We start from the raw sequence: 17,806 nt of genomic DNA on the forward strand, positions 1-17,806 counted from the left end.
TGCTATGGAGTATACATAAAAAATCTATCGCGCCGGTTTGGTCGAGTATTTGGCCAGCTATACCGAAAGTTATTTAAGTTTGGGGTTTAGAGCTGGTATTCCTCGTGATTGTGTTCGTCTTCCTTGGGCGTTTCTGGTACAAAAACATCTTTCAAAATGTAAGCGGCAATCATTGTTATACCCAATGATAGGAGATGAAGAGAATAATCCCAGTTCAGTATTTTAAGAAGGCTTCCAGAGATTACACTTAATGTACCCAAAACTAAAGCACAATTCCATAATATGTGGTAGAGGGTGTTTTGAGCTCGGCGATCTTCATCTAAGAAGTATGCCGTTCCTTCCATAATAAACCATAAAACAAATGCAATGGACGTCATTGTCAGAAAGAAAAGGGTATAAGGAAATTTCAGTACTGTGAAAACTCCATACAAAGACCAAAACGAAACAAGTACTAACTTGATATAGTCCAAAAAGTGCTTTTCACTTTTCACGAAGAACCGAATCGTGTATAAAATACCTAAAGTTGCAAAACCAGATAATAGAATTTTTGAAGTGTAGGGCCATTCAAACAATTTACCCATTATACCAGATAATAAAATGGCCAATGAAATACGAAGTGGTATTTTCAAAATCTTTTTATTGGTTGACATAGGGATACATTTTTAAGGTTAAATAGCCTTAATGTTCGCACGAAGCCCTTCCATAATACCAATGATATTATGCACGGTCTCTTTCAAATAGTGCTTGATTAAAACATGGGGAATACGGATTGTAGTAAATCCGTTTTTAAACGAATGCATGGCCTCTTCTAAATCATTAATGGCTTGTTCATGCGTCATCATATGATATTCACAATCCACAATAATATTTAGTTTGACTCTTGAAATGGCAATGTCTATAGACTTTTTGCCATCCCACCATTCTAACATTGCGCTAACGCCTACCTCCTTTAATCCATAGTATAACTGTATGGCTTCAATGGGGGTGCCGTTTTGATTATTCAACTTTTCCATTCGAGTTCTGTGTTGGTGACACAGTTCAATTCCTAAAGAATCCATCGAATTTTTATGGTCGACATAACCGAGTTCTACATTACATTCTAAACAGGTCATTTAAGTAGGTTAATTTTGATTTGGGATTAGTATAACCACGCCAATTTTGAATTAGTATATAATTCCGATGTATGGTATGGCACTTTTAGACGAACTGCAATTTTTTAGATGAACTGCACAAAATTTGTTAAAAATTTAAAGAAAAAACCAGAAAGGACAATATGTTCCTAAACGGAAATTTTACTACGACTTGCTAAAATTGTAGTTAAAACCAAAACTCAATTTCAGTTCATTATATTTACCAAACAAATCGTTTAAAGAAGCTTCATTTTAGTATGCGTTATTCAACTTTTATTTTATTTTTTATTCTTACCATACTATTAGGTTGTAAAGATGTAGTGAAAGTAGAACCCATTTTGCTTGAAACTCATAATGCTCCTAAATTAACTTTTACCGAAGCAAATCGATTGGCGAAGCTTCCTTTGGAATGTATTTCGATAGAATACCCAAATAAGCTAAACCAGTCATTGAATGATGCATCCTTTATTGGAGAACCAAAAGAATTGCACCCTGCTTTTTATGGTTGTTATGATTGGCATTCCGCAGTACATGGCCACTGGTCCTTAGTTTCTTTGCTCAAGCAATTTCCGAGTTTGAACCAGGCTGCTGCTATACGCCAGAAATTAGTGACATCGCTTTCGGAGAAAAATATTTTGGCTGAGGTAGCTTATTTTAAAATCCCGGGTAATGCTTCTTACGAACGGACCTATGGCTGGGCATGGATTCTAAAACTGGCGGAAGAACTGCACACTTGGAATGATCCTTTAGCCAGAGACTTAGAAAAGAATCTACAGCCGCTAACTGATTTAATGGCACAGTCTTATCTGGATTTCCTTCCTAAACTGAACTATCCCATTCGAGTGGGTGAACATTCCAATACGGCATTCGGTCTCTCATTTGCACTTGATTATGCAGAAACATTGAAGGATGAAGATTTAAAGGCAGAGATAGAAAAAACGGTAAAACGCTTTTACTCGAATGATAATACCATGGTAGGTTGTCCATTGGAGTGGGAGCCAAGCGGTTTTGATTTCTTGTCACCCTGCTTGGAGGAAGCATATTTGGTTTCTAGGATTTATGCACAAATTGAATTCAAAGTATGGTTTGATACCTTTCTTCCCCAGTTGACGAATCCAGAATTCAAATTGGTGCCAGGAAAAATTTTGGATAGAACCGATGGTAAGTTGGTACATCTAGACGGACTCAACTTCAGCAGAGCTTGGTGTTTATATGGAATTGCCGAGGCATTACCTGAATACACCCATATTAAGGAAATAGCAAAAGAGCATATCGAATATTCTTTACCAAATATCGTGGATGATAATTATGGCGGGACCCACTGGTTAGGGTCTTTTGCCATCTATGCCTTAAATAAAGCTGAGTAATATGTTTAAAAAAATAGGTCCGGGAGTTTTAGTAGCGGCTGCTTTTATTGGTCCTGGTACTGTTACGGCCTGTACTTTGGCTGGAGTGGATTTTGGTTATGCGCTTTTATGGGCGATGTTACTTTCCGTATTGGCCACGATTGTGTTACAAGAGATGTCCGCACGCTTAGGGATAATCACTCAAAAGGGACTTGCCGAGGTCATTAAGCAAGAACTCAAAACACCTTGGATTCGATATACCGTGGTTGCTATTGTACTTGGGGCTATCGTAGTAGGTAACGCAGCCTACGAAGCTGGCAACATTGGCGGAGCAACTTTGGGTCTTGAAGCTATTTTTGGCACCACTTATATTTCTTTCTACCCTTGGATAATTGGAATATGCGCTTTTATCCTTTTATATATAGGTAGCTACAAAGTGCTAGAAAAAGTATTGGTTTCGTTAGTAATTGTAATGAGTCTTTCTTTTTTGGTAACTGCCATTATCACCAAGCCAAATGTCATGGCAATGCTAAAAGGTTTATTTGTACCATCAGTTCCCAATGAAAGCATACTGACTATTATAGCATTGGTAGGTACTACAGTAGTGCCTTATAATTTATTTTTGCATGCGTCCTTGGTAAGTGAAAAATGGAAATCTCCCGATGATTTGAAAGCAGTAAAAAGAGACACTTATATATCCATTGCACTTGGTGGATTGGTTTCTATGTCCATTATTATTGCCGCAACTTCCATCCAAAGTGGAGAAGTAAAAAATGTCATGGATTTGGCGAAAGGTCTCCAACCACTCTATGGTGATGCCGCAAAGTACTTTATGGGGATCGGTCTATTTGCTGCTGGAGTTACTTCTGCAATTACTGCGCCTTTAGCAGCCGCATATGTCGCCAACAGCTGCTTTGGATGGAAAGTCGGTTTGAAACATCTAAAATTCAAATTAGTTTGGATGATTATCTTGGGAGTAGGAGTATTATTTATGTCCTTTGGTATCAAACCTATTGAAGTGATAAAATTTGCTCAGATTGCCAATGGTATTCTACTACCCGCAATTGCAATTTTCTTATTGTGGGTAGTGAATCGCCCTTCGGTCATGGGAAAATACAAGAATACACTCCTACAGAATATCTTCGGACTGCTAATCATTGCTTTAGCCATTGTATTGGGAGCCAAAAGTATTTTTAAAGTAATCGGAATGTTATAGATGAAAAAGTACAGTATCGATATCAACTGTGATGTGGGCGAAGGCATAGGCAACGAGGCTGAGCTACTTCCCTTGATTTCGTCTTGTAATATTGCTTGTGGGGGCCATGCTGGGGATATTGAAACAATGACCAATGTGGTTCGCTTGGCAAAGGAAAACAAGGTGAGGGTGGGAGCACATCCTTCTTACCCTGATAAACAAAATTTTGGAAGGGTTTCCATGGATATTCCTTCCGAACTTTTAGTTAAGAGCATTCAAACGCAGATAGAAAGCTTTACCTCCGTCTTGGAAAAAGAAAATGTACCGATTCACCATATAAAGCCTCATGGTGCTTTGTATAATGATATTGTAAGAGATGAAGACTTGGCCAAGGTCTTTTTAGAGGCTATTGCAATGTATAAGGGTTATGTTTTCTTATATGTTCCTTATAATTCGAAAATTGAAGCAGAATCTTTAAAGAAAAACTTTAATATAAAATATGAAGCCTTTGGTGACCGAAACTATAACAAAGACCTCTCTTTAGTGTCTCGAAAACTTCCAAATGCTGTTATTGAAAAACCTGAACTGGTGCTTTCGCATTTGCTCTCAATGGTCAAAGAAGGGCGATTAAAAACGCAGGATGGTGGTCATGTAGAACTTCAGGCTGACACCTTTTGTATTCATGGTGATACTCCTTCTGCTTTGCAAATATTGATGTACCTTACAAGTGCATTACCTGAACATAATATTCTTATCAAGCGTGAGTAAGTTTTCTATTTCCATACGGCCTTTTGGCGTTCATGCAATTTTGGTAGAATGGCCAAATAAGGTAGATGAGGTAATTCTTAATGATATTCTAAGATTTTCCAATTTTTTAGAAACAAGTTGTTTGGATATCAATAAATGGGAAATAGTACCTGCATATAACTCCATCACCTTAATACTTCGCCAGGAACCTATTCAATTTGATAGACTGATAAAAAGATTAAAACAATGGTACGGCGAATGCGGAGATAGCAAACCAAAGCAAAAATACCTCTGGAAACTCCCTGTATGTTATGACTTGGACTTTGGAATAGATTTAGAGGAGGTTGCTGAGAAGTTATCCTTGAATATCAAAGAGGTAGTGAAACAGCATACCGAAAACGTCTACACGGTATTTGGAATAGGGTTCCTGCCAGGTTTTATGTATTTGGGTGGTTTGCCGAAATCCCTGGAAATCGCTCGAAGGGCAACACCTCGGCTAAAAGTGCAAAAGGGCGCTGTAGGGCTCGCTGGAAAGCAGACAGGAATCTATCCACAAGAATCCCCAGGAGGATGGAATATCATTGGAAATTGTTCGGTGCCCATGTTCAATCCGAAAAGCGATAACCCGTGTTTTGTCAGCGTTGGGGATAAGGTCCAGTTTTTTGCCATAGAAAGGGCAGAGTACGATTTACATAAAATTGAAGGGGAAGTTGGTATCTATAAACTTGAAAAAACCAAATGGGATGCTTAAAGTATTGAAATCAGGTTTTTTCACTACCATACAAGATGCTGGTCGATTTGGTTATTTGAACAAAGGAGTACCAGTTGCCGGCTATATGGACTCCTTTTCTGCATCAAAACTCAACAAACTCCTTGACAATAAAATTGAAGCCGCCGTCATGGAGATTACAATGACGGGCCCAACACTTTTATTTGAAGAACCAACTTACGTCTGCTTAGGAGGTGCTGATATATCGGTTACGCTGAACAATAATCCGATTGAACAGTATAGGGTCTATAAAATCATCAAAGGAGATATCATTTCCTACGGACGTCTAAAGAAGGGTTTTCGTAATTATTTGGCCATTAAAAACGGATTTAAAACTCCAATGGTTATTGGAAGTCGGTCTTTTTATTATCCATTAACTGATAAAAGTCATTTAGGTGATCAATCGGAGTTGGTTTATGAAGCGTGTGAGAATTATAATGCCAAAATTTCAGAGTTAAAAGTAGATTCGTTTTTAGATGAAAAGATATTGCATGTAGCAATAGGTCCTGAGTTCGAACTTTTAAACGATAGGCAGTTAGAACAATTGTTTGCTAAGAACTTTACAGTGGCAAAAGACTATAATCGCATGGCATATCAATTAGAACAAACTATTGAAGGGCATTCGCATTCGATGCTAACTTCGGCAACTTTGCCAGGTACAATTCAAATTACCCCATCGGGTAAATTGATTGTGTTAATGAAAGATGGTCAAACTACTGGTGGGTATCCACGCATTTTACAGCTTTCTGATAAGGCGATTTCTATTTTGGCCCAAAAGAAATATGGCGATACTATTTCTTTTAAACTAGTGAGGTTAAATACTTGATTATAAACACCTTCGATTAATTTTAAATTGCATTTTAACTAAGGCTTCATTCGACGAACGGTAAAGTGAAACACCGTTCATAGTTCTTTTTTTAGTCCTTATCGATTATCTTCTATTTGGTCGGAATGGATTCTAGATACTTCCTAAGTTTATCATCCCTAATCCCAAATTCTAAACCTATGAATGTCCCAAATCCTCAAACTAAAAGCTGTAATCTTCACTAGCGATTTAGTGTAGCCAATTCAATTTTCCATTTGAAGTAATAGTCCTGATTTACTAAAACCTTATGGAACAATCTTAAAGAAATAAACACAACTGAATCTATAAACCCTACTATTATGATTAAAAAACTACACGACCAATTCAATTTAAGAACAAGCCCGGTTCCCAGAAGATTCCGTCTTTTGGCACCCATGCTTATTATTTTACTGTATTTTGGCGGAGGACCGTCTTTATTTGCTCAAACAACCAACACGCTTCCATTTACAGATGCTACAGAAGCATTGATTTATGATTTTAATGCCTGTGCCTCGTTTTCACATGATGAATCTTTCAAAGACTATACTGAGTTTACACCGGTGACTGGTAATTCTTGTGCTACCATTTCCGGGGGACAAATCTACCGAGTCACAGGTAATCATTCATGTACCAGTGATGAGCATGGCACTGCGGGTGATGCCGCTTGTTTCCAGTCAAGTACAGATGGTCATTACACCGCAGATCACGATTTGGCTATACGATTTGATATTGAACTAAATGGTGGAAATGATAAGGCCAGCCGTTTGGATGGAATTTCATTTAAACAACTAGCGCCTCATCAATACCTTTGGAACAACACTGGAATTACAGGTTCTACAGGACCAAACAACTATCCAACAAAATTTGGAATTCGCGTATCGAAAGACGGTGCAGAAATTATGGTGATATCGGATTTAGCCACCACGCAATCTTGGTATACCTCAGAATTCAACTTCAACCATAATGAACATTTTATAGTAGCTGCTGGGGTAACTAGCATATTTACTTTTGAATTGTATAGTTATGCCCCAGTAGGTAACGGTGCCTCCGTTTCCGCATGGGATTTAGATGATTTAAAGATATTTTCTTCTTGTGAGGAGGAGTGTAATTTGACCGTGGATGCTGGTGAAGACCAAACAAGTTGTACGGCCGAGGAATATGTTTTGACTGCAAATGCCTCAAATGAGTCTACTTGCAGTGAAATTATTTCTTCCTATAAAATCACTGATTCAAATACAGAAGCGGGTTGTTTTACAGCAGACCCAGGAGTAATTTTCCAAAAAGGCGCTGGCTGTCAAGGTATCGATTATGTATGGAGCGCTGGTGATGATTTAATTTTAAATGAATATGCTGATAATACGGCCACTATTACGGGTACTGTGATTGACCAAAATGGTCGAATTGCCACTGTAAATATGGAATTGTCCGATAGGGAGAATTCGGGTACTACTTGGAATGCCTCTTGTTATTTAGACGGTATATCTGGTCCAGAAACCTACTATCGTTCTTTTATTGGTGCGATAACCGTAGATGGTATTGCTCAATCTGTGGGGACGCGCTTCAATGCGCACTATATTCTTGCTGATGGAGCTGGTTTTGATTCTAGCCAATACGGACTAGGTGCTTGGACGGGTGGTGCTTTCGGTGAATGTACCGAATGGTTCGCCAACCTCGTTCCAATGGAAATTGAGAATCCGAACCAAGCGATAGAATACCTTTGGTCAACTGGGGAAACTACCCAATCGATTACGGTTACAGAAGCTGGTGAGTATACCGTTACCGTTTCTGATTGTAAAGGCTGTACTGCAACTGATACCGTTGTTGTTGAAGTTATCAACCCTAAAGCATATGAGCTTACAGGAGGAGACTCTTTCTGTATTGATGGGGAAGCTGATTTTCTTACAGATAATACGATTAGTGTTTCCGGAGATAGTATTGGTGCGAACAACACCTTTGTAGTGACTGATTCAGATGGAAAGATTCTTGGTCTTCCAGCTACTTTAGACCAAGTAAAAGCAATCGATTTCGATGGGGCTGGCCCGGGCACTTGCCTTGTATGGCACTTAGCTTTCGAAGACGGATTACAAGGCGCTTCCATGGGTGCGAATGCCAATGATTTGGAGGGATGTTTTAATCTTTCAAACCCAATTAGCGTAATACGTAATGAAGGACCTACTGCAAATGCTGGTGATGATGTAACTGTTTGTTCTGGTGAAGAAGTTATGTTAACTGCCACTGGCGAAGGTTCATACTTATGGTCTACTGGTGAGACTACCGCAGCAATTAAAGTAGCTCCAACTACAGAAACTACATACACAGTGACGGTAACATCCGACGAAGGTTGCGAAGCTAGCGATGAGGTTATGGTCAGCGTTGAAGAGAAGGTTAGCATTGGTGATTTCGTTTGGTTGGATGAAAATCGAAACGGATTGCAAGATGATAGTGCTTCTGGAGTTAACGATGTAAAAGTTACCTTATACCAGTGCAATGGTGATGCCATTTCTTCCACTATGACAGCCGATAATGCTGCCGGAGAGCCTGGAGCTTATACTTTTGAAGTTTGTCCAAACTCGGGTGAATATTATGTAGTCTTTGGTGATATTCCTGACGGGATGGAGTTTACCGATAGCGATACCGGTACTGATGACACCAAAGATTCTGATGCCAACGAAAATGGTCGTACAGAATGTTTTGAGGTTACAGATGTGGACGATCTTAGTATTGATGGCGGATTAATTAAAATTTGTGACATCAATATCGATGCTGGCGATGATGCAACTATCTGTACCAACGAAACGATTGAGATAACTGCGGATATTTTGGATAATACTGCAGATTGCCCTGGAGTATGTGTCTATCCCATCAAGGACCAAGAGCGTTGTTATGGTCCAGAGGGAAATTATGAAGTATACCTTGTTTCTACAGGACATGTTGACAATTTCAAATTCAAAGCTTCCGAGCAGAAATTTGAAAGGTATGCGGATAATACAGCGCGTTATACGGCCACGGCGAGTAATGGAAAAGATGTGATTAAAATTGATGCTCTTTACACGGGTTATACCACGAATACTCCTGTGGGAAGTCCTAAAAACAATGCATGTCAACAATATGACACTTCAGATTGGGAGTATTGGACAACCTGGTCTGGTACAATCACATCGGAGAATCATGGTGTGTTTAACCTTTCTGTAAAGGAGGCAGCATTCCAAATGGGAGATGGTGCTGATGTTACAAGAACTGGTTTCGGAGCCTCAGGTTGGTTCTATGTTGATGGTGGTGATGGATTCTACTCTGAAGGTGACGTAAATGTAACGATAGACCCTTGTGTCGAGAACGGCGTAACTTTCAAATGGACTACTGAAGACGGTAATATAGTGGGTAATGCTGACCAAAAGACGATAAAGGTTAATCAGCCAGGTACTTATGTCGTTGAAGCCGTAAACTGCGTTGATTGTTTTACAAGGGATAAAATTACGGTAACGAAAGGTACTTGTGACAATGGAGCGAAAACCGAAGCCTCTCCTAAAATGTCCACAGTGTATCCTGTTCCAGTTCAATCGGGCGGAACATTAACTATCGCCTTCGATATTCCGGAAGCGTCTAAAGACAATTCAAGATTACAATCTGCAAGCCTGAAGGCTACGGTGGACTTCCCCGATAGACAGGAGGACGTGACAATGCTATTGTACGATATGATGGGTAGAGTGATAAATGTTCCAAGAACATATAAAATTGTGAACGGTAAAGCTGTTATCTATTTGGTACTTGATCATATACCTTCAGGTAAATATATCCTGAGGGCGCAAGGACCGAATTGGTCTGATGCTAAAAATGTTCTGGTAAAGTAAAACCAGACTAACTCAAAGTTAAGAAAGCTACAGCCAATTTGGTTGTAGCTTTTTTTATGTTTAGTTTTGAGGTGCATGAAAACAAATAAGAAGTTAGTCAACGTCATTCTGATTGTCCCACAAACGGGATGATATAGATTTTCATTGACTAAGAAAGCCTGTATCAAATATATTTGATACAGGCTTTCTTCATTAAAGAAACACTTGTTTTTTCAGAGAGCAATAAATAAGACGGAATGACACCAATGAATATGGTAAAAATATCAACTTATATAATTGATAATCAAATAATTAAATTAAATATCTTAAAAGTGAATTTGTATCTATTCACTATGTTAAAAATACAAGGGTTATGAAACTTTTATATTTGTTTGTGAGGACTATTAAGTCGAGTTTGACAACGCTAGAACTATAAAAATGGAATTGAACAAATACAGCAAAAATGTAACACAAGATCCTACGCAACCCGCCGCTCAAGCGATGTTGTATGCTATAGGCTTCAAAGATGAAGATTTTGAAAAACCACTGGTGGGTATTGCGAGTACAGGTTACGAGGGGAATCCTTGTAATATGCATCTGAATGATTTGGCCAAATTGGTTAAAGAGGGTGTGAATTCTAAAGAAACAATCGGACTTATATTCAATACGATAGGTGTTAGTGATGGGATTTCTATGGGAACACCAGGAATGCGATTTTCCTTACCCTCTCGAGATGTAATTGCCGATTCAATGGAGACCGTAGTGCAAGCCATGTCATACGATGGTCTTGTTACTGTAGTTGGCTGTGATAAAAATATGCCAGGCGCCTTGATGGCAATGATTCGTTTGAATCGCCCTTCCATTTTGGTATATGGTGGAACAATCGCCTCCGGATGTCATAATGATAAAAAATTGGATATCGTTTCGGCTTTTGAAGCTTGGGGTGAGAAGGTGGCCGGTACGATGGAGGAACCTGAATTTAAAAGCATTATCAAAAAATCAATTCCAGGAGCTGGTGCTTGCGGAGGAATGTATACGGCAAATACAATGGCTTCAGCTATTGAGGCTTTAGGAATGTCGCTGCCATATAATTCGTCAAACCCTGCGATTAGTGATAATAAAGAAGCGGAATGCTTGGCTGCTGGAAAGCAGATGCGTGTTTTGATTGAAAAAGATATTAAGCCATTGGATATCGTTACCCGAAAATCCTTGGAAAATGCGATTCGCTTAGTTACTATTATGGGTGGTTCTACAAACGCGGTACTTCACTTCTTGGCCATTGCAAGAGCTGCGGATATTAAATTTACCTTAGAAGACTTCCAGCATATAAGTGATACAACGCCTTTCATCGCTGATTTAAAACCTAGTGGTAAATATTTAATGGAAGATGTTCATAGAGTGGGAGGTATACCTGCTGTATTAAAGTATTTATTAAACAACGGATTGTTACACGGTGATTGTTTGACAGTTACGGGGAAGACCCTTGCAGAGAATCTGGAAAACGTTCCGGACTTGGAAAAAGGACAAGATGTAATCATGCCTTTGGATAAACCTATCAAAGCAACCGGGCATTTACGAATGCTATATGGAAATCTGGCTAAAAATGGCTCAGTAGCGAAGATTACCGGTAAAGAAGGGTTACGCTTTGAAGGAACCGCAAAAGTTTTTGACAGCGAATACGATGCAAATGATGGTATCCGGACGGGATTGGTTAAGAAAGGTGATGTCGTCGTTATTCGTTATGAAGGTCCTAAAGGAGGTCCAGGAATGCCTGAAATGCTAAAACCAACCGCAGCCATTATGGGCGCCGGTTTAGGAAAAGAAGTTGCCCTGATTACTGATGGTAGATTTTCTGGTGGAACGCATGGTTTTGTCGTAGGGCATATTTCCCCAGAAGCACAAGATGGAGGAACAATTGCATTGGTCCAAGATGGAGATACCATTGTTATTGACGCAGAAACAAATTCTATCAATGTTCAGGTGCCTGATGAAGAATTGGCAAAACGAAAGTCAGAATGGATACAACCAGAATTGAAGTTTAAAAAAGGAGTGCTTTATAAATATGCACGCTCGGTATCATCAGCCTCGCAAGGTTGTGTTACAGATGAATTTTAAGGAGTAAGTTAGAAAGTATGGATTGTCCCTTGAGGGGACTTTAGGGGTGTTCTTAGGAGTGTTCCTTAAAAGCAAGATATCCTATGGAAACAGTAAAAGAGAAAATGACAGAAACCAAGACAAAGACTACCGTAAAGATTACGGGAGCAGAGGCAATCATCCATTGTCTGTTAGCGGAGGATGTAGATTTGGTCTACGGATATCCTGGTGGAGCGATTATGCCTGTCTATGATGAGTTTTATAAGTTTCAGGATAAACTGACCCATATCTTGACACGTCACGAGCAGGGAGCAACCCATGCAGCACAAGGATATGCAAGAGTTTCTGGAAGAGTGGGAGTAGCCATTGCTACTTCAGGTCCGGGAGCAACGAATTTAGTAACTGGATTAGCGGATGCACAGATCGATTCCACTCCCATGGTTTGTATTACTGGGCAAGTGCCAAGACACCTTTTAGGATCTGATGCTTTTCAGGAAACCGATATTATCGGAATATCTACCCCGGTAACAAAATGGAATTATCAGATAACGAAAGCTTCTGAGATTCCTGAAATCATGGCGAAAGCATTTTATATTGCAAAGTCAGGTCGACCCGGACCGGTTTTGATTGATATTACCAAAAACGCGCAGTTTGAGGAATTTGACTTTTCTTATGAGAAATGCAAGGGAGTTAGGAGTTATATACCAACGCCTAAACCTAATTTAGGTTCTATTGAGGCTGCTGCCGAATTGATAAATAATGCTAATAAACCTTTTATCGTTTGGGGTCAAGGTGTGATTTTAGGTGAAGCTGAAGAAGAGCTAAAAGCTGTAATCGAAAAAACGGGTATTCCAGCTGCATGGACGATTATGGGAGAATCTGCAATTCCAACAAGTCACCCTTTGAATGTGGGAATGGTAGGTATGCATGGTAATTATGGCCCGAACGTACTGACCAATGAATGTGATGTGTTGATTGCTATCGGAATGCGATTTGACGACCGTGTTACGGGTAAACTAGATGAGTACGCCACTCAGGCAAAAGTGATTCACTTTGAGATAGACCCTGCTGAAATTAACAAGAACGTTAGCGCGGATATTGCCGTTCTAGGAAATTCCAAGGAAACCTTAGAACTTCTATTGCCTTTGCTAAACGAAAACAAACATGAGAATTGGCACCAGGAGTTTAAGAAAAAACACCAAATTGAATTCGATGAGGTTATTAAGAACGATATTCATCCCACCAAAGATGGATTGACGATGGGCGAGGTGATTGAAGAAATCAATTTGGCCTCTAAAAATAAAGCAGTCATTGTTACCGACGTAGGACAGCATCAAATGATTGCATGTCGTTATGCCAAATTTGAACAATCAAAAAGTAATATCACTTCAGGAGGATTAGGTACAATGGGATTTGCACTTCCCGCAGCAATTGGCGCAAAACAAGGGGCTATGGATCGCGAAGTTGTGGCCATTATTGGAGATGGAGGTTATCAAATGACCATTCAAGAATTGGGTGTGATTTTCCAACATCAGATACCCGTGAAGATAGTCGTATTGAATAATGACCACCTAGGAATGGTACGTCAATGGCAAGAGTTATTCTTTGATAAGAGATACGCCTCTACGGTAATGGTGAATCCTGATTTTGTAAAAATTGCTGAAGGATATCATATTGAAGCCAAATGCGTGACCGAAAGAAAAGATTTAAAATCCACAATCCAAGAAATGATTGCCTCTGACAAACCTTATTTCTTAGAAGTTAAGGTCGAGAAAGAGGATAATGTATTTCCGATGATTCCATCTGGTGCGGCGGTTTCTGATATTCGATTGAAGTAATAGATGTATTTAGTCTAAATGAACGATGTCCATTTTAAAAAATTAGAGCGAATGTATTTGCAAGCCAATGTCAATACGATGTTATTTGACACAACCACTTGTAAAATAGGGGAGGGTGTTGCTGAAATTGGACTGGATATCTCTGAAAAATATTTTCATGCTTTAGGAGCAATGCATGGCGCAGTATACTTTAAATTACTTGATGACGCCTCTTTTTTTGCTTTAAGTTCTTTAGTTGAAGATTTTTTTCTTGTGACCACATCATTCAATTTAAACTTTATTCGTCCAGTCAATTCAGGACTAGTAAAAGCGGTTGGAAAAGTAAAATATAAATCAAAACAGGTTTTTGTAGCAGAATCTATTTTGTATAACGAAGAAGGTAAAGAAGTTGCTTTTGGCACGGGTAATTTTGCAAAAAGTAAAATATTATTGTCCGAAGATATTGGGTATAACTAAGAAAATGAACGATTCGAATATTCAAGACCTACCAACTATCCATCCAGAGATAGTCCGTAAATCGAAAGAAATAGGATTTACAATGCCTTCGGATGTTTATATAGGAACCTTGCTGAAAACATTGATTTCGAGCAAAACCGCGGGCAAGTTCTTAGAACTCGGAACCGGCATCGGATTGTCTTTGTCTTGGATGGTTGATGGAATGGATGGCGATTCAAAGCTGATTACAGTCGATAATGATTCCGAATTGATAGCCATAGCAAGAGAATATTTTCAAAATGATGAACGAGTTGAAATCATATGCGAAGACGGAACTAGATGGATTAAGGATTATGACGGGGATAAATTCGATTTAATATTTGCTGACGCATGGCCCGGAAAATATAGTGAAATAGATGAAATATTGAATCTGGTTAAGGTAGGTGGATTTTATGTAATCGATGATATGACGGTCCAGCCGAATTGGCCAGAGGGACATGATAAAAATGTCGATACATTGGTTTCTTATTTGGAAAACAGAACAGATTTCAATCTAACCAAAATGAACTGGTCCACAGGATTAATCATAGCAGTTAAAAAGTAGAATGCGACAACTAGCAAACAAATGGGATGCAGAATTATACAACGATAAACACGCGTTTGTATACAAGTACGGTGCGTCTTTGATTGATTTACTAGATGCGAAACCTTATGAACGAATCCTTGATTTAGGCTGTGGTTCAGGGGAATTAACTCATTTAATCCGAGAGAAATCGACGGAGGTAATTGGATTTGATAAATCTCCTGAAATGATTGAAAAAGCGCGTATGCAATTTCCATTAATTGATTTTCAAGTTGCCGATGCAAGCGATTTTCAATTTGATGAACCTTTTGATGCTATTTTTTCGAATGCAGCTTTACATTGGGTGACGGAGTATGAAGGAGCTATACATTCTATGCATAGAAACCTTAAGAAGGGCGGAAGAATAGTCGTGGAATTTGGTGGTAAAGGCAATGTCAAAGCTATCACGGGTCAATTGCAAAAATCCCTTTTAGCAAGAGGATATGAAAATCAAGCTGGACTGAAACTTTGGTATTTTCCCTCTGTGGGAGAGTATGGCTTGGAATTGGAAAAAGTTGGATTTACAGTTACCGAGGCGCAATGGTATGACCGACCAACGGAATTGGCTGATGAAGAAACCGGAATTAAAGATTGGCTTTCGATGTTCTGCAAACCTTTCTTTGAAGGTGTAGACGGTTCAGACATAGCCGATATCATGATTGAAATAGAAGAAAAGTTAAAACCAACGCTATTTAGAAATGGCAAATGGTACGCAGATTACAAAAGAATTAGAATAGTAGCATACAGATAAGAACTCATGGAAAAACAATGGTTTACCATATCGGTATACTCCGAAAATAACGTAGGATTACTGAATAGAATATCAGGGATATTCTTAAAGCGACACATTAATATAGAAAGCTTAAATGTTTCTAAATCAGAAATTGATGAAGTTTCTAAATTTACTATTGTCGTCCATACCACCGAGAAGTGGGTACATAATATTGTGGGGCAAATCGAGAAGCAAATCGAGGTGATTAAAGCATTCTATCATACTGATGATGAGACAATTTATCAGGAATCGGCATTATTTAAAATTGCTTCTGGTTTGTTGTTCGATGAGCGACAAATTCAGAATATTATTAAGGATAGTAATTCACAAATCGTGACGGTATCCCGAGATTTTTTCGTTTTGGCGAAGTCCGGGCGACGCAGCGAAATTGATGAAATGCATGATCAGCTAAAACCTTTTGGTATTATGCAATTTGTGCGTTCCGGGCGTATTTCAGTTTCAAAGGAAGAAATGCAGATTACGGCTATGCTCACTGAGTTTCAGGAGTAAATAGAGTTTTTAACCTTCATGGGACAAACACTAAATCAAAAAAAGAAATTAAGAACCAATAATTAAACAGATTTCCCGGTGGGAAATATCATTAAAACACTATTTAAATGGCAAATTACTTTAATACACTATCACTAAGAGATCAATTGACCCAGTTGGGAAAATGTAGATTTATGGAATCCAGCGAGTTCTCAGATGGTGTATCCGCTTTAAAAGAAAAGAAAATCGTAATCGTTGGTTGTGGCGCACAGGGCTTGAACCAGGGTTTGAACATGAGAGATTCCGGATTGGATATCTCGTATACACTCCGCGATGCGGCAATTAAAGAGCAAAGGCAATCTTATAAAAACGCAACCGAGAACGGATTCACCGTTGGAACTTATGAAGAATTGATTCCTTCTGCTGATGTAGTAATCAACTTGACTCCTGATAAACAGCACACTGCTGTTGTAGGTACTGTGATGCCTTTAATGAAACAAGGAGCCACACTTTCTTATTCTCACGGATTCAATATCGTTGAAGAGGGAATGCAGATACGAGATGATCTTACGGTTATTATGGTTGCGCCAAAATGTCCAGGTTCCGAAGTGCGTGAAGAGTACAAAAGAGGTTTTGGTGTACCGACATTGATAGCGGTACATCCAAATAATGACCCACAAGGTAAGGGTCTAGAACAAGCTAAGGCATATGCAGTGGGTACTGGTGGACACAGAGCAGGTGTATTGGAGTCTTCTTTTGTTGCAGAGGTAAAGTCCGATTTAATGGGTGAGCAAACGATTCTTTGCGGTCTATTACAGACAGGAAGCATCCTGTGCTTTGATAAAATGATTGAAAAGGGAATTGACCCTGGCTACGCCTCAAAACTTATCCAATATGGATGGGAAACCGTTACAGAAGGTATGAAGTACGGTGGAATCACCAATATGATGGACCGCCTATCAAATCCTGCAAAAATCAAAGCTTTTGAATTATCTGAAGAATTGAAAGACATCATGCGTCCCTTATTTCATAAACATATGGATGATATCATGACGGGACACTTTTCGAAAACCATGATGGAGGACTGGGCAAACGATGATAAGAACTTATTAGGCTGGAGAGCTGCAACTGGCGAAACTGCTTTTGAAAAAACACCTGCCGCTGATGTAGAGATTTTAGAGCAAGAATATTATGATCATGGTGTCTTAATGGTTGCTATGGTTAGAGCAGGAGTAGAGCTGGCATATGAAAGCATGACCGAATCTGGAATAATTGGAGAATCAGCATACTATGAGTCATTACATGAAACCCCATTAATCGCAAACACCATCGCGAGAAAGAAATTATTCGAAATGAATCGTGTGATTTCCGATACCGCGGAATATGGTTGCTATTTATTTGATCATGCGTGTAAGCCACTACTAGCTGATTTCATGACCAAGATTGATACAGATGTAATTGGAAAAGCTTATGGGGGTGGCAACGGAGTGGACAATGCCAAACTCATAACAGTAAATAAAGCTTTGCGAGAGCACCCCGTTGAAGTTGTGGGGACTCGATTACGAGAATCCATGACTGCAATGAAACCAATCGTATAACGACTAAATCCCTGAGCAATCAGGGATTTTTTGATTGTACCTCATCTGTCACATCGAGCGGAGTTGAGATGCTTACCAGTAAAAAGATTATTTTCTCCTT

Annotated in this window: 15 protein-coding genes; 13 read left to right on the forward strand and 2 right to left on the reverse strand. The window is 39.1% G+C overall.

The features are described 5' to 3' along the window. Positions 1 to 86 precede the first annotated feature (86 nt). Together FEE95_RS11550 and FEE95_RS11555 are read right to left on the reverse strand one after the other, a co-directional pair. Positions 87 to 650 carry a hypothetical protein gene (locus FEE95_RS11550; RefSeq protein WP_138658099.1) on the reverse strand — a complete coding sequence of 188 codons (564 nt, stop codon included), beginning with the start codon at positions 648 to 650 and terminating at the stop codon, positions 87 to 89. A gap of 18 nt (positions 651 to 668) precedes the next feature. Beyond that, positions 669 to 1,112, reverse strand: coding sequence for a hypothetical protein (locus FEE95_RS11555; protein WP_138658100.1), 444 nt, complete (start codon positions 1,110 to 1,112; stop codon positions 669 to 671). A gap of 275 nt (positions 1,113 to 1,387) precedes the next feature. On the opposite strand from FEE95_RS11555, the gene FEE95_RS11560 reads away from it, so the two are divergent. The 13 genes from FEE95_RS11560 (at position 1,388) to ilvC (ending at position 17,706) form a co-directional block, all read left to right on the forward strand. Beyond that, a complete protein-coding gene (locus tag FEE95_RS11560; protein ID WP_138658101.1) occupies positions 1,388 to 2,497 on the forward strand; it encodes a DUF2891 domain-containing protein in 1,110 nt (369 codons plus the stop codon). A 1-nt stretch (position 2,498) separates the two neighbouring features. After that, a complete protein-coding gene (locus FEE95_RS11565; protein ID WP_138658102.1) occupies positions 2,499 to 3,692 on the forward strand; it encodes an Nramp family divalent metal transporter in 1,194 nt (397 codons plus the stop codon). Then, positions 3,693 to 4,439, forward strand: coding sequence for a 5-oxoprolinase subunit PxpA (gene pxpA, locus FEE95_RS11570; protein WP_138658103.1), 747 nt, complete (start codon positions 3,693 to 3,695; stop codon positions 4,437 to 4,439). Next, a complete protein-coding gene (gene pxpB, locus FEE95_RS11575) occupies positions 4,432 to 5,169 on the forward strand; it encodes a 5-oxoprolinase subunit PxpB (protein ID WP_138658104.1) in 738 nt (245 codons plus the stop codon). Before pxpA ends, pxpB begins: the two co-directional genes overlap by 8 nt. Beyond that, the gene (locus tag FEE95_RS11580) at positions 5,162 to 6,013 is read left to right on the forward strand and encodes a 5-oxoprolinase subunit C family protein (RefSeq protein ID WP_138658105.1); all 852 of its coding nucleotides are present in this window, start codon (positions 5,162 to 5,164) and stop codon (positions 6,011 to 6,013) included. Before pxpB ends, FEE95_RS11580 begins: the two co-directional genes overlap by 8 nt. Before the next feature lie 338 nt (positions 6,014 to 6,351). Further along, positions 6,352 to 9,879: an SdrD B-like domain-containing protein gene (locus tag FEE95_RS11585; RefSeq protein ID WP_138658106.1), complete on the forward strand. Its 3,528-nt coding sequence runs from the start codon at positions 6,352 to 6,354 to the stop codon at positions 9,877 to 9,879. 417 nt (positions 9,880 to 10,296) lie between these two features. Then, entirely contained in the window at positions 10,297 to 11,973 is a 1,677-nt protein-coding gene (gene ilvD / locus FEE95_RS11590; RefSeq protein ID WP_138658107.1) for a dihydroxy-acid dehydratase, read from the forward strand. A gap of 83 nt (positions 11,974 to 12,056) precedes the next feature. After that, positions 12,057 to 13,790 carry a biosynthetic-type acetolactate synthase large subunit gene (gene ilvB, locus FEE95_RS11595; RefSeq protein WP_138658108.1) on the forward strand — a complete coding sequence of 578 codons (1,734 nt, stop codon included), beginning with the start codon at positions 12,057 to 12,059 and terminating at the stop codon, positions 13,788 to 13,790. Between the two features lie 18 nt (positions 13,791 to 13,808). Beyond that, a complete protein-coding gene (locus tag FEE95_RS11600) occupies positions 13,809 to 14,246 on the forward strand; it encodes a PaaI family thioesterase (RefSeq protein WP_138658109.1) in 438 nt (145 codons plus the stop codon). Positions 14,247 to 14,250: 4 nt separating this feature from the next. Further along, positions 14,251 to 14,829, forward strand: coding sequence for an O-methyltransferase (locus tag FEE95_RS11605; protein WP_138658110.1), 579 nt, complete (start codon positions 14,251 to 14,253; stop codon positions 14,827 to 14,829). Between the two features lies 1 nt (position 14,830). Further along, entirely contained in the window at positions 14,831 to 15,598 is a 768-nt protein-coding gene (locus tag FEE95_RS11610) for a class I SAM-dependent methyltransferase (RefSeq protein WP_138658111.1), read from the forward strand. A 6-nt stretch (positions 15,599 to 15,604) separates the two neighbouring features. Beyond that, positions 15,605 to 16,129 carry an acetolactate synthase small subunit gene (ilvN, locus tag FEE95_RS11615; RefSeq protein ID WP_138658112.1) on the forward strand — a complete coding sequence of 175 codons (525 nt, stop codon included), beginning with the start codon at positions 15,605 to 15,607 and terminating at the stop codon, positions 16,127 to 16,129. Positions 16,130 to 16,236: 107 nt separating this feature from the next. Beyond that, on the forward strand, positions 16,237 to 17,706 hold the full coding sequence (ilvC, locus tag FEE95_RS11620) for a ketol-acid reductoisomerase (protein ID WP_138658113.1): 1,470 nt from the start codon (positions 16,237 to 16,239) through the stop codon (positions 17,704 to 17,706). Positions 17,707 to 17,806: the final 100 nt, after the last annotated feature.

The sequence above is a fragment of the Maribacter algarum (ex Zhang et al. 2020) genome (assembly GCF_005885635.1).
Classification (GTDB): Bacteria; Bacteroidota; Bacteroidia; order Flavobacteriales; family Flavobacteriaceae; genus Maribacter_C; species Maribacter_C algarum.